The organism is Burkholderia sp. 9779_493, assembly GCF_015712215.1.
Taxonomy (GTDB): domain Bacteria; phylum Pseudomonadota; class Gammaproteobacteria; order Burkholderiales; family Burkholderiaceae; genus Burkholderia; species Burkholderia cenocepacia.
Map to the genome: position 1 here is coordinate 1 of NZ_JACCQA010000051.1, position 22,943 is coordinate 22,943.

General features: G+C 66.5%; 19 protein-coding genes and 1 rRNA gene. 19 read left to right on the plus strand and 1 reads right to left on the minus strand.

What is annotated here, in order from left to right; translation table 11 throughout:
* Positions 1-3: 3 nt before the first annotated feature.
* From rrf to H0X95_RS32450, 4 genes are all read left to right on the plus strand, one after another.
* Positions 4-116 (plus strand): 5S ribosomal RNA (gene rrf, locus H0X95_RS32435).
* Between the two features lie 227 nt (positions 117-343).
* Positions 344-2,419, plus strand: coding sequence for a molybdopterin-containing oxidoreductase family protein (locus H0X95_RS32440; protein ID WP_059721683.1), 2,076 nt, complete (start codon positions 344-346; stop codon positions 2,417-2,419).
* A gap of 137 nt (positions 2,420-2,556) precedes the next feature.
* Positions 2,557-4,230 carry a long-chain fatty acid--CoA ligase gene (locus H0X95_RS32445; RefSeq protein WP_059721682.1) on the plus strand — a complete coding sequence of 558 codons (1,674 nt, stop codon included), beginning with the start codon at positions 2,557-2,559 and terminating at the stop codon, positions 4,228-4,230.
* Between the two features lie 113 nt (positions 4,231-4,343).
* Positions 4,344-4,490, plus strand: a complete 147-nt coding sequence (locus H0X95_RS32450) for a hypothetical protein (RefSeq protein WP_006487162.1) — start codon at positions 4,344-4,346, stop codon at positions 4,488-4,490.
* On the opposite strand, the gene H0X95_RS32455 is transcribed toward H0X95_RS32450, so the two are convergent.
* On the minus strand, positions 4,487-5,638 hold the full coding sequence (locus H0X95_RS32455; RefSeq protein WP_006487141.1) for a porin: 1,152 nt from the start codon (positions 5,636-5,638) through the stop codon (positions 4,487-4,489). The two genes, H0X95_RS32450 and H0X95_RS32455, sit on opposite strands and share 4 nt — an antisense overlap.
* 276 nt (positions 5,639-5,914) lie before the next feature.
* On the opposite strand from H0X95_RS32455, the gene coq7 reads away from it, so the two are divergent.
* From coq7 to ftsA, 15 genes are all read left to right on the plus strand, one after another.
* Positions 5,915-6,541 carry a 2-polyprenyl-3-methyl-6-methoxy-1,4-benzoquinone monooxygenase gene (coq7, locus tag H0X95_RS32460; RefSeq protein ID WP_006496778.1) on the plus strand — a complete coding sequence of 209 codons (627 nt, stop codon included), beginning with the start codon at positions 5,915-5,917 and terminating at the stop codon, positions 6,539-6,541.
* Between the two features lie 386 nt (positions 6,542-6,927).
* The gene (gene mraZ / locus H0X95_RS32465; protein ID WP_006487094.1) at positions 6,928-7,356 is read left to right on the plus strand and encodes a division/cell wall cluster transcriptional repressor MraZ; all 429 of its coding nucleotides are present in this window, start codon (positions 6,928-6,930) and stop codon (positions 7,354-7,356) included.
* A gap of 23 nt (positions 7,357-7,379) precedes the next feature.
* Complete coding sequence (gene rsmH / locus H0X95_RS32470) at positions 7,380-8,321, plus strand: 16S rRNA (cytosine(1402)-N(4))-methyltransferase RsmH (protein WP_006496776.1); 942 nt, start codon at positions 7,380-7,382, stop codon at positions 8,319-8,321.
* Complete coding sequence (gene ftsL / locus H0X95_RS32475; RefSeq protein WP_006487110.1) at positions 8,318-8,659, plus strand: cell division protein FtsL; 342 nt, start codon at positions 8,318-8,320, stop codon at positions 8,657-8,659. The genes rsmH and ftsL overlap by 4 nt, the downstream gene beginning before the upstream one ends.
* Complete coding sequence (locus tag H0X95_RS32480; protein ID WP_006487157.1) at positions 8,656-10,503, plus strand: peptidoglycan D,D-transpeptidase FtsI family protein; 1,848 nt, start codon at positions 8,656-8,658, stop codon at positions 10,501-10,503. Before ftsL ends, H0X95_RS32480 begins: the two co-directional genes overlap by 4 nt.
* Complete coding sequence (locus H0X95_RS32485; protein ID WP_058901231.1) at positions 10,500-12,038, plus strand: UDP-N-acetylmuramoyl-L-alanyl-D-glutamate--2,6-diaminopimelate ligase; 1,539 nt, start codon at positions 10,500-10,502, stop codon at positions 12,036-12,038. The genes H0X95_RS32480 and H0X95_RS32485 overlap by 4 nt, the downstream gene beginning before the upstream one ends.
* A complete protein-coding gene (locus tag H0X95_RS32490; RefSeq protein ID WP_059721681.1) occupies positions 12,035-13,441 on the plus strand; it encodes a UDP-N-acetylmuramoyl-tripeptide--D-alanyl-D-alanine ligase in 1,407 nt (468 codons plus the stop codon). Before H0X95_RS32485 ends, H0X95_RS32490 begins: the two co-directional genes overlap by 4 nt.
* A 16-nt stretch (positions 13,442-13,457) precedes the next feature.
* Positions 13,458-14,627 carry a phospho-N-acetylmuramoyl-pentapeptide-transferase gene (gene mraY / locus H0X95_RS32495; RefSeq protein WP_006477019.1) on the plus strand — a complete coding sequence of 390 codons (1,170 nt, stop codon included), beginning with the start codon at positions 13,458-13,460 and terminating at the stop codon, positions 14,625-14,627.
* Positions 14,628-14,655: 28 nt separating this feature from the next.
* Positions 14,656-16,167, plus strand: coding sequence for a UDP-N-acetylmuramoyl-L-alanine--D-glutamate ligase (gene murD / locus H0X95_RS32500; RefSeq protein WP_059721680.1), 1,512 nt, complete (start codon positions 14,656-14,658; stop codon positions 16,165-16,167).
* Entirely contained in the window at positions 16,164-17,447 is a 1,284-nt protein-coding gene (gene ftsW / locus H0X95_RS32505; protein WP_006487115.1) for a putative lipid II flippase FtsW, read from the plus strand. The genes murD and ftsW overlap by 4 nt, the downstream gene beginning before the upstream one ends.
* Positions 17,444-18,547 carry an undecaprenyldiphospho-muramoylpentapeptide beta-N-acetylglucosaminyltransferase gene (murG, locus tag H0X95_RS32510; protein WP_059721679.1) on the plus strand — a complete coding sequence of 368 codons (1,104 nt, stop codon included), beginning with the start codon at positions 17,444-17,446 and terminating at the stop codon, positions 18,545-18,547. The genes ftsW and murG overlap by 4 nt, the downstream gene beginning before the upstream one ends.
* Positions 18,544-19,941 carry a UDP-N-acetylmuramate--L-alanine ligase gene (gene murC / locus H0X95_RS32515; RefSeq protein WP_048989306.1) on the plus strand — a complete coding sequence of 466 codons (1,398 nt, stop codon included), beginning with the start codon at positions 18,544-18,546 and terminating at the stop codon, positions 19,939-19,941. The genes murG and murC overlap by 4 nt, the downstream gene beginning before the upstream one ends.
* Before the next feature lies 1 nt (position 19,942).
* Complete coding sequence (locus H0X95_RS32520) at positions 19,943-20,884, plus strand: D-alanine--D-alanine ligase (protein WP_006487105.1); 942 nt, start codon at positions 19,943-19,945, stop codon at positions 20,882-20,884.
* A gap of 19 nt (positions 20,885-20,903) precedes the next feature.
* On the plus strand, positions 20,904-21,656 hold the full coding sequence (locus tag H0X95_RS32525) for a cell division protein FtsQ/DivIB (RefSeq protein WP_006477014.1): 753 nt from the start codon (positions 20,904-20,906) through the stop codon (positions 21,654-21,656).
* A gap of 26 nt (positions 21,657-21,682) precedes the next feature.
* Entirely contained in the window at positions 21,683-22,915 is a 1,233-nt protein-coding gene (gene ftsA, locus H0X95_RS32530; protein WP_006487138.1) for a cell division protein FtsA, read from the plus strand.
* Positions 22,916-22,943 lie beyond the last annotated feature (28 nt).

Below are 22,943 nucleotides of genomic sequence, written 5' to 3' on the forward strand. Positions count from 1 at the left end.
TTGCCTGATGACCATAGCGAGTCGGTCCCACCCCTTCCCATCCCGAACAGGACCGTGAAACGACTCTACGCCGATGATAGTGCGGATTCCCGTGTGAAAGTAGGTAATCGTCAGGCTCCCTAAGCCAAGAACCCCCGCCCGAAAGGCGGGGGTTTTTGCATTGGTGCGCCAGAAAAGCGTGCGGCGCAACGGTGCCAAGGCTACGTCCACGGCCTCCCGCCCGCCGAAACCTGCCACTTCCACCCAGTCTTCCATCAGATCGTCCAAAAACGCTGTGAAATGAACGCGTTATTCGGCGTGGTCCACGTAAAATTTGCGTACCCCCATCTCAGCATTCAAAACGATGAACGCCGTCACCCAGGTAGCCCGGGCCGTTTGCCCGCATGATTGTCCGGACACGTGTGCAATGCGCGTGACCGTCGAGAACGGCAAGGCAATCAAGGTCACGGGCGATCCCGACCATCCGCCGACACAGGGCGTCTTGTGTACGAAAGTCAGCCGATACGCGGATCGCGTTCATCATCCCGATCGCCTCACTGTCCCGCTCAGGCGTATCGGCGAAAAAGGGGAAGGGCGCTTCGTGCCGATCAGTTGGGACGAGGCGTTCGACGAGATCGGGCGTCGCCTCGGTGAGATCGCCGCGCGCGCGCCGGAAGCGATCGTGCCGTACAGCTATGCGGGAACGATGGGACTCGTACAAGGCGAGGGCATTGCCCAGCGCTTCTTTCACAAGCTCGGTGCGTCGCGGCTCGAGCGTGCGATCTGCGCGGCGGCCGGTGCCGCGGGGCTGCGATACACGTATGGCGGCAGTGTCGGCATGCACCTCGAGCACTTCGAGGAAAGCGAACTGATTCTGATATGGGGCGCGAATCCGATCGCATCGAGTCTGCACTTCTGGACCCGCGCGCAGGAAGCGAAGCGCCGTGGTGCGCGTCTTGTCGCGATCGACCCGTATCGTTCGCTGACCGCGGAGAAGTGCCATCAGCACATCGCCCTGAAGCCCGGTACCGATGGCGCGTTTGCGCTCGGCATGATGCATGTGCTGATTACCGAAAACCTGCTCGATCACGACTACATCGCCGACCATACGCTCGGCTTCGACGAACTGAAGGCGCGCGCCCTGACCTATCCGCCGGAACGTGTCGCGCAGATCTGCGGCATCGACGCGTCGGAGCTGGTCGATCTTGCCCGTCGCTACGGCGCCACCCGCAAGGCATCGATCCGCCTCAACTACGGCATGCAACGCGTTCGCGGCGGCGGCAATGCCGTGCGCGCGATTGCCAGCCTGCCGGCGTTGACGGGGGCGTGGCGCGATCGGGCGGGCGGCTTGCTGCTCTCGTCGTCGGAGTCCGCGCCGGTCAACCAGGCCGCGCTGCTACGTCCGGACCTGATGCCGGGTTGGCCGAACAAGTTGCCGCGCATCATCAACATGAACGCGATCGGCGACGCGCTGCTGCATCCGGGCGATGCGACGTTCGGGCCGAAAGTGGAAGCGCTGATCGTGTACAACTCGAATCCGGTGGCGGTCGCGCCCGATTCGTCGAAGGTCGCCGCGGGCTTCGCGCGCGACGATCTGTTCACGGTCGTTCTCGAGCACTTCAAGACAGATACGGTCGATTTCGCCGACATTGTATTGCCGGCAACCACGCAGCTCGAACATCTGGATATCCATAAGTCGTACGGCCATACCTATGTGATGGCGAATCTGCCGGTGATTCCGCCGGTGGGAGATGCGCGGCCGAACACGGAGATCTTTCGCGGGATCGCGCGCAGCATGGGACTCGACGAGCCCGCGCTCTATCACAGCGACGAAGCGGTCGCGCGCGCGGCGCTTCGCTGGGACGATCCGGTGCTCGACAGCGACTGGGACACGCTGAAGCAGGCCGGCTGGCTGAAACTCAAACTGCCGGAGGCGCCGTTCGCGAATGGCGGTTTCCGCACGCCATCGGGAAAGTGCGAGTTCTACAGCCCGCGGCTCGAGCAGATGGGCATGGACCCCGTTCCCGACTATCTGCCGCCGTTCGAATCAGTCGAAGCCGCGCCCGAACTCGCCGCACGCTATCCGCTGGCGATGATTTCGCCGCCGGCCCGTCACTTCCTGAACAGCACGTTCGTGAACGTCGACAGCCTGCGTTCGACGGAAGGCGAGCCGCACCTCGACATGCACCCGTCCGACGCCAGCGCGCGCGGCATTGCGGACGGCGACGTCGTCCGTATCTTCAACGATCGCGGCTCGATGCAGGCGCTCGCGCGTATTACCGATCGGGCGCGCGCCGGGCTGGTCGTCGGATTGTCGATCTGGTGGAAGAAGTTGTCGCCGGACGGCAGGAACGCGAACGAAGTGACGAGCCAGGCACTGACCGATCTGGGCAATTCGGCGACGTTTTACGATTGTCTTGTGGAAGTTGAGCGCATTTGATCGAATATCGCCGTATGATCAGACGAAATTGATATGGAAGTTCGAAGTGGACATCTAACCCTGTTGTCTCGGGGCGGGGGAGCCGTTACGATGCGTTTTAGCACGACCATTCGAAAATCTGTGAGGAGACGCGCGGCATGGACAAAATTTGGCTGAAATCGTACCCACCCGGCGTTCCAGCCGAAATTGACTCCTCTGCTTATCCGTCCGTCCCGGACCTGCTCGACGAGAGCTTCCGGCAGTATCGCGACCGTACCGCGTTCGTCTGCATGGGCAAGGGCATCACGTATGGCGAACTGGACAAGCTGTCGCGCCAGTTCGGCGCGTGGCTGCAATCCCGCGGCCTGGCGCGCGGGGCGCGCGTCGCGATCATGATGCCGAACGTGCTGCAGTACCCGGTGACGATCGCCGCGGTGCTGCGCGCCGGCTACACCGTCGTCAACGTCAACCCGCTCTATACGCCGCGCGAGCTCGAGCATCAGCTGAAGGACAGCGGTGCGGAGGCGATCGTCATCCTGGAGAATTTCGCGTCGACACTGCAGGCCGTCATCGCCAATACGGCCGTCAAGCACGTGGTCGTCGCATCGATGGGCGACCTGCTGGGCATCAAGGGATGGCTCGTCAATTACGTCGTGCGCAACGTGAAGAAGATGGTGCCCGCGTGGCAACTGCCGTCGTTCACGCGCTTCAAGGCCGCGCTGTCGGAGGGCGCGCGACAGGCGTTCAAGCCGCAGAAGATCGGTCCCGACGACGTCGCGTTCCTGCAGTACACGGGCGGTACGACCGGCGTCGCGAAGGGGGCGACGCTGCTGCACCGGAACATCGTGTCGAACGTGCTGCAGGCCGGCGCGTGGCACCACCCGGCTCACGAGAATTATCCGGAGGTGGAACAGTTCGTGACGGTTGTCGCGCTGCCGCTGTATCACGTGTTCGCGCTGACCGTCTGCGGTTTCCTGACGATGCGCACGGGCGGCATGGGCATCCTGATCCCGAATCCGCGCGACATCGCCGGCATGATCAAGGAGTTGAAGGGTTACCGGATCTCGACGATTCCTGCGGTCAACACGCTGTACAACGCGCTGCTGAACCATCCCGAATTCGGTCAGCTCGACCTGTCGAAGCTCGTGATCGCCAACGGCGGCGGCATGGCGATCCAGGAGGGCGTCGCGAGGCGCTGGTATGAAAAGACCGGGACCGCGATCATCGAAGGATACGGGCTGTCCGAAACGTCGCCGGTGGCAACCTGCAACCCCGTGACGGCGACCGAATACAGCGGGACGATCGGCCTGCCGCTGCCGTCGACCGAAGTCGCGATCCGCGACGATGCAGGCAACGACGTCGCGCTCGGCGAGCCCGGCGAGATCTGCATCCGCGGGCCGCAGGTGATGGCCGGCTACTGGAACCGGCCGGACGAGACCGCGAAGGTCATGTTCGCGGACGGCTTCTTCAAGACGGGCGACGTCGGCGTGATGGATGCGCGCGGCTACGTGAAGATCGTCGATCGCAAGAAGGACATGATTCTCGTGTCTGGCTTCAACGTGTATCCGAACGAAGTCGAGGACGTGGTAGCGTCGCATCCGGGCGTGTTCGAGGTCGCGGCGGTCGGCGTGCCGGACGAGCATTCCGGCGAAGCCGTGAAGCTGTTCATCGTGAAAAAGGATCCGGCGCTGACCGACAAGGACATCCTCGCCTACTGCAAGGAGCGGCTCACCGGGTACAAGCGGCCGAAGCTGGTCGAGTTCCGCACGGAGCTGCCGAAGACGAACGTCGGCAAGATCCTGCGGCGCGAACTGCGTGACGGACGCGCGTAACGCACGCAACGAGACGGTTGAACGAAAAAGCCCGGCCCATGCCGGGCTTTTTGTTTGCGGCTGCGGGTGGATGGCCGGGGGCACGTGTTTCGTGCGGGAGCCGGCGGCAGTTCTTGCATTTCGACCTGACGGCTGGCGTCGGCACGCTGCGACGCACGTTTGCATGTCGACCCACCGACCTGCTGACCCGCCGCCCGAAAAAGAAAAAGGCGCCCGAAGGCGCCTTCAAGATGCTGCGGCTTGTCAGACAAGCTGATTAGAACTTGTGACGGATGCCGACGCGTGCTGCGACCTGGTTGCTGGTGCTCGAACCTGCGAGACCGTTGATCGCTGCCGTTGCCTTCAGGACGTTGCCGTTCGAATCGAGCACGTTGCCCGATGCGTGCTGGTACACGCCGATCGCGTAGACGTCGGTGCGCTTCGACAGGAAGTAGTCGACGCCCAGCGAGCCCTGGTGGTACTTGGCTGCCGAGTTGCCGTCGATCTTGCTGCCTTGCGTGTAGTCGTACGCCGCGCCGAGGATCAACGCCGGGGTCAACTGGTACTTGAAGTTGATTTCGCCGTTGTTGAACGTCGCGGTCTGGTTCACGAACGGGCCTGCCGAGAAGCCCTTGAACTTCGTGTTCGAGTACGTCGCGCCGATCGTCGCTGCGCCGAACGTGTACGCGCCGCCTGCGCCGATGACCTGGTACGTGTTCGCGTTGTTCGCGTACGCGCCGTAGATCGGCGACGAGACCGACGACGACGTCGAACCGTTGTTGAACATGCCGCCAAACTGGTTCGGCGTGCGTGCGTTCAAGTAACCGACGCCGAGGACCAGCGGGCCGTTGTTGTAGCCTGCGCCGAGCGACCAGACCTGGTTCTTCGCGAACTGACCTGCCTGGCCGCCGAAGCTGTACAGGCCGCCGAACGTGAAGCCGCCGTAGCTCTGGCTCGTGAACTTGACCGCGTTGTTCACGCGATACGCGTTGTTGAAGTTGTCGAGGTCGCCCGGGTGAGCGGCGATGTAGCCGCCCCACTGGTCGCCTGCCTCGAGCGGGCCGACGAAGTCGACGACGGAGTCGTACTGACGACCCAGCGTGACCGTACCGTACTGGCTCGACAGGCCGACGTAAGCCTGACGGCCGAACATCAGGCCGCCCTGACCGAGCTTGCCGCTGTTCACGTCGAAACCGTTTTCGAGGGTGAAGATCGCCTTCAGGCCGCCACCGAGGTCTTCGGTGCCGCGCAGACCGAAGCGGCTGCCTTGCATCACGCCGCTGGCCATGCTGTACAGGTGCTTGCCGCCTGCGTTGTTGTTGAAGAGCAGGCCTTCATCGATGATGCCGTAAAGCGTCACGCTGCTTTGCGCATGGGCAGCGCCAGCGAACGCGCCCAGCGCGACGAGCGCGAGAAGCGACTTTTTCATTAACGGATCTCCAAGAATCACTGAATTTTTTTGGCGGGGCGGATAGTTATGTTCTGTTGACGGGCCCCATCAACTTCGCAAGAAGTCGCACGTAATGTAGCAAAGCCGATTTTTGCCACAAAGCGAAATGCTGCAGCTCAACGCCGCCATGTTTCCTTTATGCAACAATGGTTAAAATCACGGGTTAACCGCAATTTCCGCTGAATAATCAAGTCGGTTACGCAGCGGACTCGTGCCCTTGCCGCGTGCAGCGGCACCTGCAGCCAGGAGAACAGGATGGTGTTGGATGAACTGATCAGCGAATTCGATCGCGGCCTGCGATCGCTGACCGGCATTAGCCGGATGAGCCGGCCGGTGCCCGCGCCGGCCGATGCGCCGGACGTCGAGCTGACGCCCGCCGAGCGCACGCACGCGGCCGGCCTGATGCGCGTGAATCACGTCGGCGAGGTCTGCGCGCAGGCGCTCTACCAGGCGCAGAAGCTCACCGCGCGCACGGCGTCGGCGAAGGCGATGTTCGAGGAGGCCGCGCGCGAGGAGGAGGATCACCTCGCGTGGACCGCGCACCGCCTGAAGGAGCTCGACTCGCGCCCGAGCCTGCTCAACCCGCTGTGGTATGCCGGCGCGCTCGCGATCGGCGTGGCGGCTGGCGCGCTCGGCGACAAGGTCAGCCTCGGCTTCATGGCCGAGACGGAGCGGCAGGTCGAGAGCCATCTCGAAGGCCACATGTCCGAGCTGCCGGCGACCGACACCGCGTCGCGCGCGATCGTCGACCAGATGCGGATCGACGAGGTGAAGCACGGCAAGGCCGCGACCGACGCCGGCGGCATCGAGCTGCCGCTGCCCGCGCGGATGCTGATGCGCGCCGCGTCGAAGGTCATGACGAGCACTGCGTACTATCTCTGAGATTGGCGCCGGGGTGGCGTGGGACGCCGCCCCGGTTCACCGCCCCCGATACCGCCCGCTCACTCCTCGTTTTCCCGCCCCCGAAAGCCCCGTCCGCACGCCCGTCTGGGCCGTCTTTCTCACGTATCACCTTCACAAGTTGCACTAGCTCATTCATTTATAACGGTTTTTGGAATGAGGGGTCGCATGAGCATGTGCGCGTAAGTCCTTGTTCTAACTAACAAAATTCGTCAAAAAAGCGGGCCGCTCCCTTGACCGTGCCACACCCTTCCTCTAAAGTGGGAGACAGTGTGAGAAAGTGTATTTTTGTGTGATTTAGCAGGCTATTCCGGCTAAATTCTCAGCATTGAGCGGGTGCTTCGGTGCCCTGAACGGGAGAGCGGAAAGTGTTCCAAGGGGCGTCGGCGCTGACGCTCGATGCGAAAGGGCGGATGTCGGTGCCGGCTCGCTATCGCGAAGCGCTGCAAGGACAGGCAGAAGGACGGGTGACTGTGACCAAGCACCCGGACGGCTGCCTGTTGCTGTTTCCGCGCCCCGAATGGGAAGTGTTCCGCGCCAAGATCGCCGCGTTGCCGATGGACGCGCACTGGTGGCGGCGAATTTTTCTCGGCAATGCGATGGACGTCGATCTCGACAGCGCGGGCCGGATTCTCGTATCGCCCGAGCTGCGCATGGCAGCCGGACTGGAAAAGGAAGTCATGTTGTTGGGAATGGGTAGTCACTTCGAGCTGTGGGATTCGCAGACCTACAACGCGAAGGAGCAGGCAGCGATGGCGCAGGGCATGCCCGACGCGCTGAAGAATTTCACGTTCTGATTGCGGTGACGGAGACGCCCGCGATGGGAAATGAATTGCGGCATCGGACGGTGCTGTTGGATGAGGCGGTCGAGTCGCTCGTGACGCGGCCGGACGGCGTGTACGTCGACGGCACGTTCGGGCGCGGCGGCCATAGCCGCGCGGTGCTCGCGCGGCTGGCGCCGGCCGCGCGGCTGATCGCGTTCGACAAGGATCCGAGGGCGATCGAGACGGCGCAGGGCATCGAGGATGCGCGCTTCTCGATCGTGCATGACAGCTTTGCTTCGATGCGCGACGCGCTTGCGGCGCGCGGCGTCGAGAAGGTGTCGGGGGTGTTGCTGGACCTGGGCGTGTCCTCGCCGCAGGTGGACGATCCGGCGCGCGGCTTCAGTTTCCGCGCCGATGGTCCGCTGGACATGCGAATGGATCCGACGCGCGGCGAGTCGGCGGCCGAATGGCTCGCGCGGGCTTCGGTGCAGGAATTGACGGAGGTGATACGGGATTATGGGGAAGAACGGTTTGCTTTTCAGATTGCAAAGGCGCTTGTTGCTCGCCGGGCAGAGTCCGACCGTCTTGGGCCTCTCGACACCACGGGCGAGCTTGCCCAAATCGTGGGTCACGTCGTCAAAACCCGTGAGAAGGGCAAGGATCCGGCAACCCGCACCTTTCAGGCTATACGGATTCACGTCAATCAAGAGCTTGCGGACCTGCAAGTCGTACTAGACGCGGCATTGTCGTTGCTGGAGCAAGGGGGGCGGCTGGTGGTCATCAGCTTTCATTCACTCGAGGACCGGATCGTCAAACGATTCATGCAGGCGCACGCGAGTGCGCCTGCGGTCGATCGTCGCCTGCCGATCCGCGCCGTCGACCTCCCGAGCCCGCCGCTCAAGATCATCAGCCGCCAGTTTCCGAGCGAAGCGGAAGTCGCCGCGAATCCGCGCGCCCGCTCGGCCGTGATGCGCATTGCGGAGCGCGTCACGCCATGAGCCGCCTCAATATCTTCCTGCTGATCATCGTGATGGGTTGCGCGCTGTCGGTCGTCAACTCGACGAACCAGCAACGCCAGATCTTCATCCAGCTGCAGCGCGCGCAGTCGCAGGAGCGCCAGCTCCAGCAGGACTATGCGCAGCTCCAATATCAGCAGAGCGCGCTGTCGAAGACGTCGCGCATCGAGCAGCTCGCGAACGATTCGCTGAAAATGCAGCCGATCTCGACCGGCCGCACGCAATACCTGACGCTGCCGCCGGGCGCCGCGAAGGCGATCGACGCGCCGATCCCGGCGTCGGCCGACACGGCCGGCAAGGGCAAGGGGGGCGCGCGATGAAGCCGTCCCAGAAGCGCCAGAACGTGAAGTTCTCGTCGAGCCCCGTGCTGGGCGTGCATCTGCCGATGTGGCGCTCGAAGCTCGTCGTGTTCATGCTGTTCATGGCGTTCGTCGCGCTGGCCGCCCGGGCGTTCTGGATCCAGGGTCCCGGCAACGCGTTCTATCAGAAGCAGGGCGAAAGCCGCTACCAGCGCACGATCGAACTGCCCGCGACGCGCGGCAAGATCCTCGATCGTAACGGGCTCGTGCTCGCGACGAGCCTGCCCGTGCGCGCGATCTGGGCGATTCCCGATGCGGTGCCGGACGACCTCGACGCCGACAAGATCAACCAGCTCGGCAAGCTCCTCGGCATGACGTCGAAGGAACTGCGCGTGAAGCTGTCGGAAGACAAGGGTTTCGTCTACGTGAAGCGCCAGGTGCCGATCGACGTCGCCGACAAGGTCGCCGCGCTCGACATCCCCGGCATCTATCAGCGCAACGAATACAAGCGCTTCTACCCGGAAGGCGAGATCACCGCTCACCTGATCGGCTTCACGAACGTCGAGGACGAAGGGCAGGAAGGCGTCGAACTGGGTGACCAGAAGATGCTGTCCGGCACGTCCGGCATGCGCCGCGTGATCAAGGACCGGATGGGGCACATCATCGAGGATGTCGCCGAGCAGATTCCGCCGCACAACGGCACCGACGTCGACCTGTCGATCGACAGCAAGATCCAGTACATCGCGTACGCGAACCTGAAGGCCGCCGTCGAGAAGTTCAAGGCGAAGGCCGGCGCGGCGATGGTCGTCGACGTGCGTACCGGCGAAGTGCTCGCGCTCGTCAACTACCCGACGTACAACCCGAACGACCGCTCGCGCATGACCGGCGAGCAGTTGCGCAACCGGATCATGACCGACGTGTTCGAGCCGGGCTCGATCATGAAGCCGTTTACGGTATCGCTCGCGCTCGACCTGCATCGCGTGACGCCGAACACGCTCGTCGAGACGGGCAACGGGCATTTCGTGCTCGACGGCGCGCCGATCACCGACGACGCGGGTTTCGGTACGCTGACGGTCGGCGGCGTGATCCAGAAGTCGAGCAACATCGGCGCGACGAAGATCGCGATGACGATGCGGCCCGAGGAAATGTGGAATATGTATACGAGCATCGGCCTCGGCCAGGCGCCGAAGGTCGGGTTCCCCGGCGCGGTGGCCGGCCGCCTGCGTCCGTGGAAGAGCTGGCGCCGCATCGAGCAGGCGACGATGTCGTACGGCTACGGCCTGTCGGTGTCGCTGTTCCAGCTCGCCCGGGCGTACACGGCGATCGCGCACGACGGCGAGCTGATGCCCGTGACCATTTTCAAGACCGACCCCAATCAGCCGATCGCCGGCACGCAGGTGTTCAACCCCACCACCGCGCGGGAAGTGCGCGCGATGCTCGAGACGGTGGTCGCGCCGGGCGGCACGTCGCCGGATGCGGCCGTGCCGGGCTATCGCGTCGGCGGCAAGAGCGGTACCGCGTACAAGCACGAAGGTCACGGCTATACGCGCAAGTACCGCGCGTCGTTCGTCGGAATGGCGCCGATGCCGAATCCGCGCGTCGTGATCGCGGTGTCGGTGGACGAGCCGACGGCCGGCAGCCACTTCGGCGGCCAGGTGTCCGGCCCCGTATTCTCCGCGATCGCCGGCGACACGATGCGTGCGCTGAACGTGCCGCCGAACATGCCGATCAAGCAGCTCGTCGTGTCCGACGATTCGCCGGAATCGCCTGCCGCCAAGGGCCCGCAAAAGCTGGCCGCGGGTAGCGGCGCAAAGCATATGATCGTGTCCAGCACGACGCGTAATTCACCAGGAGTAGTTCGATGAGCGCCGCCCGCAGTTCCCATCCGGCGCATCAGCAGATCGCAGCCGCGCTCGCGTGGCTGCGTCAGCATGTGGCCCCCGCGGCGCAACTGCATGCCGACACGCGCAGCCTCCAGGCTGGCGACGTGTTCGTCGCGTATGCGGTCGACGGGGCGGATAACCGCGCTTTCATGGCCGACGCCGTCGCGCGCGGTGCGGCCGCCGTGCTGTATCAGCCGGACGGGCTGACCGATGCGCCGGCCGTCCCCGTCGCCCTCGCGGTGCCGGCGCTCGACCAGCTCGCGGGCGAGATCGCCAGCGGCTGGTACGGCGATCCGAGCGACAGCCTGCTCGCGGTCGGTGTCACGGGCACGAACGGCAAGACGTCGTGCACGCAGTGGATCGCCACCGCGCTGACGGCGCTGCATCAGCCGTGCGCGGTGATCGGCACGCTCGGCACCGGGATGCCCGGCCAGCTCGTGCCGACCGGCTTCACGACCCCCGACGCGCCGCAACTGCAGCGCAGCCTCGCGCAATTGCGTGCGGCGGGCGCGCAGGCCGTGGCGATGGAAGTGTCGTCGCATGCGCTGCACCAGGGTCGCGTGAACGGGACGGCGTTCGACATCGCGGTGTTTACGAACCTCACGCAGGATCACCTCGACTATCACGGCACGTTCGACGCGTACGAGGCCGCGAAGGCGAAGCTGTTCGCGTGGCGCGGCCTGCGCGCGGCGGTGATCAACCGCGACGATGCGGCTGGCCGCCGCCTGCTCGAGAAGCTGGCCGGTCGCGTGCGCACGATCGCGTACGGGATCGGCGACGCACCGGCGCCCGACGCCGATCGCGAACTGGTCGCGCTCGACGTGCGCGCCACCGCGACGGGTACCGCCTTCCGCCTGCGTTCGTCGTGGGGCGACGCGGACGTCGAGGTCGGCACGCTCGGCACGTTCAACGTCAGCAATCTGCTCGCCGTGCTCGGCTCGCTGCTCGCGGCCGACGTGCCGTTCGACGCGGCCCTCGCCGAGATCGAGCGGCTCGAGTCGGTCAATGGCCGGATGCAGCGGCTCGGCGGCCGGTTGCAGAACGACGAACCGCTCGTCGTGATCGATTACGCACACACGCCCGACGCGCTCGACAAGACGCTCGACGCGCTGCGCCCGATCGCCGCGGCGCGCGGCGGCCGGCTCGTCTGCATGTTCGGCTGCGGCGGCGATCGCGATGCGACGAAGCGCCCGCTGATGGGCGCGATCGCGGAGCGGCTCGCCGACGAAGTCGTCGTCACGAGCGACAACCCGCGCAGCGAAGATCCGCAGTACATCATCGACCAGGTCATCGCGGGCATGACCGCGCCCGAGCGCGCACGCCGTATCGAGGATCGCGCGAGCGCGATCCTGCAGGCGGTGCGCGGCGCCGCACGCGAGGACGTCGTCGTGCTGGCCGGCAAGGGCCACGAGGCTACGCAGGAAATCATGGGCAAGAAGCGCACCTTCTCCGACCAGGATCACGCGCGGCTCGCGCTTGCAGCGCGCGCCACGCACGGCAAGGGAGGCGCCGAATGACGATGCTCAGTCTCGGCGAAGCCGCCCGCCTGATTCCCGGCGCCACCGTCCACGGCGACGCGGGCGTCACGTTCGACCGCGTGTCGACCGATAGCCGCACGGTCGGCCCGGGCGACCTGTTCGTCGCGCTGAAGGGCGAGCGCTTCGACGCGCACGACTTCCTCGGCGACGTCGCCGCGCGCGGGGCCGCCGCGGCGCTCGTCGCGCATGCGCCGGCGGGCGTCGCGATGCCGATGATCGCCGGCGGCGAAACGCGTGCCGCGCTCGGCGCGCTCGCGCACGGCTGGCGGATGCGATTCCCGCTGCCGGTCGTCGCGGTGACGGGCAGCAACGGCAAGACGACCGTCAAGGAAATGATCGCGTCGATCTTCGCGGCGGCGGTCGGTGCCGACGCGCGGCTCGCGACGGCCGGCAACCTGAACAACGATGTCGGCCTGCCGCTGACGCTGCTGCGCCTGTCGGCCGCGCATCGTCTCGCGGTGGTCGAGATCGGCATGAACCATCCGGGCGAAACCGAAGTCCTCGCGCGCCTCACCGCGCCGACGGTCGCGCTCGTCAACAACGCGCAGCGCGAGCACCAGGAATTCATGGCGACGGTCGAAGCCGTTGCGCTCGAACACGCGGCCGTGATCCACGCGCTGCCGCCGGACGGCGTCGCGGTGTTCCCGGCCGACGACGCGTACGCGGGCATCTGGCGCGTCGCGGCAACCGGCAACCGGATCCTCGATTTCGCGCTGCACGACGCCGAACGGCAGAACGACGCACAGATCGTCGGTCGCATGCACGGCGGCGAACTCGCGATCGACACGCCGGCCGGCGCCGTCACGGTGCGGCTGCGTGCGCTCGGCGAGCACAACGCGCGTAACGCGCTGGCCGCGACGGCCGCGGCGCTCGGCGCCGGCGTCGCGCTGTCGGCGATCCGGCAGGGTCTCGAAGCGTTCGAACCGGTCAAGGGCCGGCTGCAGGTGAAGCCCGCGAGCGTCGGCAGCCTCGCGGGCGCGACGGTCGTCGACGATACGTACAACGCGAACCCCGATTCGATGCGTGCGGCGATCGACGTGCTCGCCGCGCATCCGGCGCCGCGTGTGCTGGTGATCGGCGACATGGGCGAAGTCGGCGACGAAGGGCCGGCATTCCACCGCGAGATCGGCGCGTACGCGCGCGAACGCGGGATCGACGCGCTGTTCGCGCTCGGCGACGCGTCGCGCGACGCGTGCACGGCCTACGGCGACACCGCGCGCCATTTCGACGACGTCGGCGCGCTCGTGTCGGCGCTGCTCGCGGCCGGTTACGGCGCGCAGGCGACGGTGCTCGTGAAGGGCTCGCGGTACATGAAGATGGAGCGCGTGGTCGACGCGCTGACGAACCAACCCGCGGCGGGCACCGTGCCCGCCGCACACTGAGTAGAAGGAAGGAAGCATGCTGCTGGCGCTGGCGCAATGGCTGCAAGGAGACGCAAGCTTTTTGCGCTTGTTCACGTACCTCACGTTCCGTGCGGTGATGGCCACCATCACCGCGCTGGGGATCGGGCTCGTGTGCGGACCGTGGGTGATCCGCAAGCTGACGCAAATGAAGGTCGGGCAGGCCGTGCGCAAGGACGGCCCGCAGACCCACCTCGTCAAGTCCGGCACGCCGACGATGGGCGGCGTGCTGATCCTGATCGGCATCGCGGTCGCGACGCTGCTGTGGGGCGACCTGACGAACCGTTTCATCTGGATCGTGATGCTCGTGACGTTCGGTTTCGGCGTGATCGGCTGGGTCGACGATTACCGCAAGGTCGTCCACAAGGATCCGCGCGGGATGTCGTCGCGCGAGAAGTATTTCTGGCAATCGGTGATCGGGCTGTTCGCGGCCGTCTATCTCGCGTTCAGCGTGTCCGAGGCGAACAACGTGCGCGTGTTCGACCTGTTCATGGCGTGGGTGCGCAGCGGCCTGTCGATGGGGCTGCCGGCGCGCGCCGACCTGATGCTGCCGTTCCTGAAGTCGATCAGCTATCCGCTCGGCGTGTGGGGCTTCATCGTGCTGACCTACTTCGTGATCGTCGGCGCGAGCAACGCGGTGAACCTGACCGACGGGCTCGACGGCCTCGTGATCATGCCGGTCGTGCTCGTGGGCGCGTCGCTCGGTGTGTTCGCGTACGTGATGGGCAGCGCGGTCTATTCAAAATACCTGCTGTTCCCGCACATCCCGGGCGCGGGCGAACTGCTGATCTTCTGTTCCGCGATGGGCGGGGCCGGGCTCGCGTTCCTCTGGTACAACACGCACCCCGCGCAGGTATTCATGGGCGATGTCGGCGCGCTGGCGCTCGGCGGCGCGCTCGGCACGGTCGCGGTGATCGTGCGCCAGGAAATCGTGCTGTTCATCATGGGCGGCATCTTCGTCGCGGAAACGCTGTCGGTGATGCTGCAGGTGTCGTGGTTCAAGTACACGAAGAAGCGTTACGGCGAAGGGCGGCGCCTGCTGAAGATGGCGCCGCTGCATCACCATTTCGAATTGTCCGGCTGGAAGGAAACGCAGGTGGTCGTGCGTTTCTGGATCATCACGCTGATGCTGTGCCTGTTCGGTCTGACCACCCTCAAGCTGCGGTAAAGGAAAGGTAACAAGGATGTCTGGCGAGATGTTTGGAGATCGGCAACGGCCGATGGTGCTCGTACTGGGGCTCGGGGAATCGGGTCTCGCGATCGCGCGATGGTGCGCGAGGCACGGGTGCCGGCTGCGTATTGCCGATACCCGCGAGGCGCCGCCGCACCTTGCCGCGCTGCAGGCCGAAGGCATCGATGCGGAATTCGTCGGCGGGGCGTTTACGCCCGCGCTGCTCGACGGCGGTGTCGAGATCGTCGGGCTGAGCCCCGGCCTGTCGCCGCTCGAACCGGCGCTCGCCGTGCTGCTTGCCGCCGCGCACGAGCGCGGTGTCGCGGTATGGGGCGAGCTGGAATTCTTCGCGCAGGCGCTGCGCGCGCTCGGCACGAGCGGCTACCAGCCGAAGGTGCTCGCGATTACCGGCACCAACGGCAAGACCACGACGACGAGCCTCATGGGCCTGCTGTGCCAGCGCTCGGGCAAGAAGGTCGCCGTCGCGGGCAACATCAGCCCGGCGATGCTCGACCGGCTCGCGAGCGCGATCGACGACACCGCGCTGCCCGACGTATGGGTGCTCGAACTGTCGAGCTTCCAGCTCGAGACGGCACGCACGTTCGCGCCCGATGCGGCCGCGATCCTCAACATCACGCAGGACCACCTCGATTGGCACGGCAGCTTCGACGCGTACGCGCAGGCGAAGGGCCGGATCTTCGGCGCGACGACGACGCGCGTGCTGAACCGCGACGACGCGGCCGTGATGAAGTTCGCGCCCGCCGCCGGCGCGGCCGACGCGCCGCGCACGGTCACGTTCGGTCTGAACGAACCGACGCAGGACGGCGACTACGGCCTGTCGCGCGACAACGGCATCGCGTGGCTGGTGGAAGCCGTCGATCGCGACGCGCCGGATGAAGCGACGACGACCCGCCGGCGCAAGCGCGACGCCGCGCATACGCCGGACATCGCGCAAAAGCGCCTGATGCCGGCCGACGCGCTGCGCATCCGCGGGCTGCACAACGCGGCGAACGCGCTGGCCGCGTTCGCGCTCGCACGCGCGATCGACCTGCCGGCAGCGCCGCTGCTGCACGCACTGCGCGAATACCGCGGCGAAGCGCATCGCGTCGAAGTGATCGCGACGATCGACGACGTGGACTACGTCGACGACAGCAAGGGCACGAACGTCGGCGCGACGGTGGCCGCGCTCGACGGGCTCGCGCAGAAGATCGTGCTGATCGCGGGCGGCGACGGCAAGGGGCAGGATTTCGCGCCGCTGGTCGCGCCGGTCGCGCGCTGGTGCCGCGCGGTGATGCTGATCGGCCGCGACGCGCCGGCGATCCGCGACACGCTCGCCGAAACCGGCGTGCCGCTCGTGGACCACGCGACGCTCGAAGGCGCGGTGCACGCGGCGGCCGACCTGGCCGAGCCGGGCGATGCGGTGCTGTTGTCGCCTGCATGCGCGAGCCTCGACATGTTCAGGAACTACGCCCATCGCGCGGAAGTGTTCCGCGCGGCGGTCGACGAAATCGCCATCGACAAAGGAGCGACGCCATGAGCTGGTCCGATCGCCTCGTCTCCCGTTTCAACGACCGGCGCGACACCGGCGGCAATGCCGCGGGCGGCCGCGTCGCGTCGGCCACGCGCGCCGCGACGGGCGGCCTCGCGAGCGTCGTCAACGGCGTGCGCCCGAGCCGTTCGCGGATGCTCGATTTCGACTATTCGCTGTTGTGGGTCGCGATCGCGCTGCTGGGGCTCGGCGTCGTGATGGTGTATTCGGCGTCGATCGCGATGCCCGATTCGCCGAAATACGCGTCGTATCACGACTACGCGTTCCTGATGCGCCACTGCGTGTCGCTCACCGTCGCGTTCATCGCGGCGGTGCTCGCGTTCCGCGTGCCGGTGTCGACCTGGGACAAGTACGCGCCGCATCTTTTCCTGATCGCACTGGTCGGCCTCGTGATCGTGCTGATCCCGCACGTCGGCAAGGGCGTGAACGGTGCGCGCCGCTGGATTCCGCTCGGCATCACCAACATGCAGCCGTCGGAAATCATGAAGCTCGCGGTGACGATCTACGCGGCGAACTACACGGTGCGCAAGCAGGAATACATGCAGAGCTTCGCGAAGGGCTTCCTGCCGATGGCGTTCGCGGTCGGCCTGGTCGGCGCGCTGCTGCTGCTCGAGCCCGACATGGGCGCGTTCATGGTGGTCGCCGCGATCGCGATGGGCGTGCTGTTCCTCGGCGGCGTGAACGGCAAGCTGTTCGGCGGCCTCGTCGCGACGGCGGTCGGCACGTTCACGATGCTCGTGTGGCTGTCGCCGTGGCGTCGCGAGCGGATCTTCGCGTATCTCGATCCGTGGGACGAGCGCTACGCGCAGGGCAAGGCCTACCAGCTCACGCACTCGCTGATCGCGTTCGGCCGCGGCGAGTGGTTCGGCGTCGGCCTCGGCGGCAGCGTCGAGAAGCTGAATTACCTGCCGGAAGCGCATACCGACTTCATCCTCGCGGTGATCGGCGAGGAGCTCGGCTTCGTCGGCGTGCTGGTCGTGATCCTGCTGTTCTACTGGATCGTGCGCCGCGCGTTCGAGATCGGCCGCCAGGCGCTCGCGCTCGATCGCACGTTCGCGGGCCTGATGGCGAAGGGCATCGGCATCTGGTTCGGCGCGCAGACGTTCATCAACATGGGCGTGAATCTCGGCTTGCTGCCGACCAAGGGCCTGACGCTGCCGCTCGTGAGCTACGGCGGCTCCGGCATCCTGCTGAACTGCGTCGCGCTCGCGGTGTTGCTGCGGGTCGACTACGAGAACCGGGTGCTGATGCGCGGAGGGAAGGTATGACCGCGTCGCAACGCACGCTGATGGTGATGGCAGGCGGCACCGGGGGCCACGTGTTCCCGGGGCTCGCGGTCGCGCACCGGATGGAAGCGGCGGGCTGGCGCGTCGTATGGCTCGGCAATCCGGCCGGGATGGAAGCGACGCTCGTGCCGAAGCACGGTATTCCGATGGAGTACGTGCGGTTCGGCGGGCTGCGCGGCAAGGGCCTGAAGACCAAGCTGGCGCTGCCGGTCAACCTGCTGCGCGCATGCTGGCAGAGCCTCGGCGCGCTGCGCCGCGTGCGGCCCGACGTCGTGCTCGGGATGGGCGGCTACATCACGTTTCCGGCGGGCGTGATGACCGCGCTGTCGGGGCGTCCGCTCGTGCTGCATGAACAGAATTCGATCGCGGGCCTCACGAACAAGGTGCTCGCGAAACTCGCGAAGCGCGTGCTCGTCGCGTTCCCCGGCGCGCTGCCGCACGCGGAATGGACCGGTAACCCGATTCGCGCGGAACTCGCGCACACGGAACCGCCCCAGGCACGCTATGCGTCGCGCGGCGGCCCGCTGAACGTGCTGGTCGTCGGCGGCAGCCTCGGGGCGGCCGCGCTGAACGAAGTCGTGCCGCGCGCGCTGGCGCTGCTGGCGCCGGGCGAGCGTCCGCGCGTCGTGCACCAGGCCGGCGTGAAGCACATCGAGGCACTGAAGGCGAATTACGAAGCGGCCGGTTTCGCGGCCGGCGAGGACGTGCGGCTCGTGCCGTTCATCGACGACATGGCGGCCGCGTATGCGGCGGCGGATCTGGTGATCTGCCGGTCGGGCGCGATGACGGTGTCGGAGATCGCGGCGGTGGGCGTGGCGGCGCTGTTCGTGCCGTTCCCGCATGCGGTCGACGATCACCAGACGACCAACGCCGCGTTTCTCGCCGATGCGGGCGCGGCCGTGCTGGTGCAACAACGCGACCTGTCGGCGGAACTGCTCGCCGACTGGCTGCGCGGCCAGTCGCGGGCCTCGCTCGCGGACATGGCGGAACGTTCGCGCTCGCTCGCGAAGCCCGAGGCCACCGACGAAGTCGCGCGCGTCTGCGCGAAGGCGGCCGGCGCGAACCTGGAACAACTGCAATGAAACACATCGTCAAACACATTCATTTCGTCGGGATCGGCGGCGCGGGGATGAGCGGCATCGCCGAAGTGCTGGTCAACCTCGGCTACGCGGTCAGCGGCTCGGACCTGTCGCGCAATGCGGTGACTGACCGGCTCGAGGCGCTGGGCGCGCGGATCGCGATCGGTCACGACGCGGCGAACATCGAGGGCGCGAACGCGGTCGTCGTATCGACGGCCGTGCGCTCCGACAACCCGGAAGTGCTGGCCGCGCGCGCGAAGCGCGTGCCGATCGTGCAGCGCGCGGTGATGCTGGCGGAGCTGATGCGCCTGAAGCAGGGGATCGCGATCGCCGGCACGCACGGCAAGACCACGACGACGAGCCTCGTCGCGAGCGTGCTCGCGGCGGGCGGGCTGGACCCGACCTTCGTGATCGGCGGCCGGCTGATCAGCGCCGGCGCGAACGCGCGGCTCGGCACGGGCGACTTCATCGTCGCCGAAGCCGACGAGTCGGATGCGTCGTTCCTGAACCTGTATCCGGTGATTGAAGTCATCACGAACATCGATGCCGACCACATGGACACCTACGGCCACGATTTCGCGCGGCTCAAGCAGGCGTTCATCGAATTCACGCAGCGCCTGCCGTTCTACGGCAGCGCGGTGGTGTGCGTCGACGATCCGAACGTACGGCAGATCATCCCGTTCATCTCGAAGCCGGTCGTGCGCTACGGCCTGTCGCCGGACGCGCAGGTGCGCGCGGAAGACATCGACGCGCGCGACGGCCGGATGCATTTCACGGTGATCCGCGAAGGGCGCGCGCCGCTCGCGGTGGTGCTGAACATGCCGGGCCTGCACAACGTGCAGAACGCGCTCGCGGCGATCGCGATCGCGACCGATCTCGGCGTGTCGGACGACGCGATCCAGCTGGCGCTGGCGGAGTTCAACGGCGTCGGCCGGCGCTTCCAGCGTTACGGCGAAGTGGCGAGCGCGGACGGCGGCCAGTACACGCTGATCGACGACTACGGTCATCACCCGGTCGAGATGGCGGCGACGATCGCGGCCGCGCGCGGCGCGTTCCCGGGCCGCCGCCTCGTGCTGGCGTTCCAGCCGCACCGCTATACGCGCACGCGCGACTGCTTCGACGATTTCGTCAACGTGCTGTCGACCGTCGATGCGCTGGTGCTGACCGAAGTCTATGCGGCCGGCGAGGCCGCGATCCCGACGGCCAGCGGCGACGCATTGTCGCGCGCGCTGCGCGCGGCGGGCAAGGTTGATCCGGTGTTCGTCGCGACGGTCGACGACGTGCCGGACGCTTTGGCGAAAGTCGCGCAGAACGGCGACGTGGTGATCACGATGGGAGCGGGTTCGATCGGCGGCGTGCCGGCGAAGCTCGCGCAACACATTCAACAGAAGGCATGACATGAGCGGGATCGATCCGAAACGTTTCGGCAAGGTGGCAGTGTTGTTCGGCGGGGAATCCGCCGAGCGCGAGGTGTCGCTCACCTCGGGCCGCCTCGTGCTGCAGGGCCTGCGTGACGCGGGCGTCGACGCGCATCCGTTCGACCCGGCCGAGCGGCCGCTGTCGGCGCTGAAGGACGAAGGCTTCGTGCGCGCGTTCAACGCGCTGCACGGCGGCTACGGCGAGAACGGCCAGATCCAGGGCGCGCTCGATTTCTACGGGATTCGCTACACGGGCAGCGGCGTGCTGGGCTCGGCGCTCGGCCTCGACAAGTTCCGCACGAAACTCGTGTGGCAGCAGACGGGCGTGCCGACGCCGCCGTTCGAGACGGTGATGCGCGGCGACGACCTGGCCGCGCGCGCGACCGACATCGTCGCGAAGCTCGGTCTGCCGCTGTTCGTGAAGCCGGCGAGCGAGGGCTCGAGCGTCGCGGTGCTGAAGGTGAAGACGGCCGACGCGCTGCCGGCCGCGCTCGAGGAAGCCGCGACGCACGACAAGATCGTGATCGTCGAGAAGAGCATCGAAGGCGGCGGCGAATACACCGCGTGCATCGCCGGCGATCTCGACCTGCCGCTGATCAAGATCGTGCCGGCGGGCGAGTTCTACGACTACCACGCGAAGTACGTCGCCGACGATACGCAGTACCTGATCCCGTGCGGCCTGCCGGCGCAACAGGAAGCGGAACTGAAGCGCATCGCGCGCCGCGCGTTCGACGTGCTCGGCTGCACCGACTGGGGCCGCGCGGATTTCATGCTCGACGCGGCCGGCAATGCGTATTTCCTGGAAGTGAACACGGCCCCCGGGATGACCGACCACTCGCTGCCGCCGAAGGCCGCGCGCGCGGTCGGCATCAGCTATTCGGAGCTGGTCGTGAAGGTGCTGTCGCTCACGCTCAACGACTGACGCAGGAACGGAACGACGTATGTGGAACAACGTTCGCCAACTCAACCTTGCCGCCAGCGCGCTGTACGCGCTGCTGCTGCTCGTGTTGGCGGCGGCCGGCTGCTACTGGCTGATCCAGCGCCCGACGTTCGCGCTGCGGGAAATCCGGATCGACGGCGATACCGAGCACATCAACTCGCCGACGGTGCGCGCGGGCGTGGTCGGCCGGCTGAAGGGCAATTTCTTCACGGTCGATCTCGATACGGCGCGCGCGGCGTTCGAGCAGATGCCGTGGGTGCGTCACGCGAGCGTGCGCCGGGTGTGGCCGAATGCGCTGGCTGTCACGCTCGAGGAGTACAAACCGCTCGGGACCTGGGGCAGCGATCAGCTGGTGAGCGTCGACGGCGAGCTGTTCACCGCGAACCAGGGCGAGCTGGAGCAGGAACTGCCGGCGTTCGACGGCCCGGAAGGCAGCGCGAAGGAAGTCGTCACGCGGTATCGCGACTTCGGGAAATGGTTTGCGCCGCTGAAGGCGGCGCCGGAAGAAGTGACGCTGTCGGCGCGGTACGCGTGGACGGTGAAGCTGTCGAACGGCATGCAGGTGGAACTGGGCAAGGAACGCAACAGCGACACGCTGCATGACCGGAGCCAGCGCCTGGTCGCCGCGTGGCCGGCCGTCACGGAGCGTTGGGGCAACGACATCGAGTACGCGGACCTGCGCTATCCGAACGGATTCGCGATTCGCGCGGCAGGCATGCGGTTCCTGACCGATACCGACAAGCGCAAGAAGTAACGAGAGATCACACGCAAGAGCACTTTATGAGCAAAGACTACAAGGATCTGCTGGTTTCCCTCGACATCGGCACGTCGAAGGTGGTGGCCATCGTCGCCGAGCTGAAGGGCGAGGGTCACTACGAGGTGATCGGTCTCGGCCAGAGCGAGTCGAAGGGTCTGAAGAAAGGTGTGGTGGTCAACATCGAGGCCACCGTGCAGTCGATCCAGCGCGCGCTCGAGGAAGCCGAGCTGATGGCCGACTGCAAGATCACCAACGTGTTTACGGGGATCGCGGGCAGCCACATCCGCAGCTTCAACTCGAGCGGGATGGTCGCGATCAAGGACAAGGAAGTCACGCAGACGGACGTCGCGCGCGTGATCGAGACCGCGAAGGCGATCAACATCCCGACCGACCAGCAGGTGCTGCACATCCTCACGCAGGAATTCATCATCGACGGCCAGGAAGACGTGCGCGAGCCGATCGGGATGAGCGGCATCCGGCTGGAAGTGAAGGTGCACATCGTGACGGGCGCGGTGAGCGCCGCGCAGAACATCGTCAAGTGCGTGCGCCGCTGCGGGCTGGAAGTGAACGACCTGATCCTGCAGCCGCTCGCGTCGTCGCTGGCGGTGCTGACGGAAGACGAGAAGGATCTCGGCGTGGTGCTGGTCGACATCGGCGGCGGCACGACCGACATCGCGATCTTCGCCGAAGGCGCGATCCGCCACACGGCGGTGATCCCGATCGCCGGCGACCAGATCACGAGCGACATCGCGATGGCGCTGCGCACGCCGACGCCGGACGCGGAAGACATCAAGGTCGGCTACGGGATCGCGAAGCAGGCGCTCGCCGATCCGGACGAAATGGTCGAAGTGCCGGGCCTCGGCGAACGCGGCCCGCGCACGCTGTCGCGCCAGGCGCTCGCGGCGGTGATCGAGCCGCGCGTCGAGGAACTGTTCTCGCTCGTGCAGCAGGTCGTGCGCGAGTCGGGTTACGAAGAACTCCTGAGCTCCGGCGTGGTCATTACCGGCGGCGCGTCGATGATGCCGGGCATGGTCGAGCTCGGTGAAGACATTTTCCTGAAACCGGTGCGCATCGGCGCGCCGGAATATGCAGGCGGCCTGTCCGACGTCGTGCGCAATCCGCGCTACTCGACGGCGATGGGGCTGCTCGTCGAAGGCAGTGCGCAGCGCATGCGCGGCCGCAAGGTCGCCGTGCAGTCCGGCAACGCGGGGCAGGTGTTCTCGCGGATGAAGGAATGGTTCCTGAGCAACTTCTGACAAACCGAATCGAAATTCGCGCTGGTGC

Bases quoted from the DNA above. Each gene is read 5' to 3' on its own strand.
- H0X95_RS32440 (WP_059721683.1), top strand. From the start codon at position 344: ATGAACGCCGTCACCCAGGTAGCCCGGGCCGTTTGCCCGCATGATTGT.
- H0X95_RS32445 (WP_059721682.1), top strand. From the start codon at position 2,557: ATGGACAAAATTTGGCTGAAATCGTACCCACCCGGCGTTCCAGCCGAA.
- H0X95_RS32455 (WP_006487141.1), bottom strand. From the start codon at position 5,638: ATGAAAAAGTCGCTTCTCGCGCTCGTCGCGCTGGGCGCGTTCGCTGGC.
- coq7 (WP_006496778.1), top strand. From the start codon at position 5,915: ATGGTGTTGGATGAACTGATCAGCGAATTCGATCGCGGCCTGCGATCG.
- rsmH (WP_006496776.1), top strand. From the start codon at position 7,380: ATGGGAAATGAATTGCGGCATCGGACGGTGCTGTTGGATGAGGCGGTC.
- ftsL (WP_006487110.1), top strand. From the start codon at position 8,318: ATGAGCCGCCTCAATATCTTCCTGCTGATCATCGTGATGGGTTGCGCG.
- H0X95_RS32480 (WP_006487157.1), top strand. From the start codon at position 8,656: ATGAAGCCGTCCCAGAAGCGCCAGAACGTGAAGTTCTCGTCGAGCCCC.
- H0X95_RS32485 (WP_058901231.1), top strand. From the start codon at position 10,500: ATGAGCGCCGCCCGCAGTTCCCATCCGGCGCATCAGCAGATCGCAGCC.
- H0X95_RS32490 (WP_059721681.1), top strand. From the start codon at position 12,035: ATGACGATGCTCAGTCTCGGCGAAGCCGCCCGCCTGATTCCCGGCGCC.
- mraY (WP_006477019.1), top strand. From the start codon at position 13,458: ATGCTGCTGGCGCTGGCGCAATGGCTGCAAGGAGACGCAAGCTTTTTG.
- murD (WP_059721680.1), top strand. From the start codon at position 14,656: ATGTTTGGAGATCGGCAACGGCCGATGGTGCTCGTACTGGGGCTCGGG.
- ftsW (WP_006487115.1), top strand. From the start codon at position 16,164: ATGAGCTGGTCCGATCGCCTCGTCTCCCGTTTCAACGACCGGCGCGAC.
- murG (WP_059721679.1), top strand. From the start codon at position 17,444: ATGACCGCGTCGCAACGCACGCTGATGGTGATGGCAGGCGGCACCGGG.
- murC (WP_048989306.1), top strand. From the start codon at position 18,544: ATGAAACACATCGTCAAACACATTCATTTCGTCGGGATCGGCGGCGCG.
- H0X95_RS32520 (WP_006487105.1), top strand. From the start codon at position 19,943: ATGAGCGGGATCGATCCGAAACGTTTCGGCAAGGTGGCAGTGTTGTTC.
- H0X95_RS32525 (WP_006477014.1), top strand. From the start codon at position 20,904: ATGTGGAACAACGTTCGCCAACTCAACCTTGCCGCCAGCGCGCTGTAC.
- ftsA (WP_006487138.1), top strand. From the start codon at position 21,683: ATGAGCAAAGACTACAAGGATCTGCTGGTTTCCCTCGACATCGGCACG.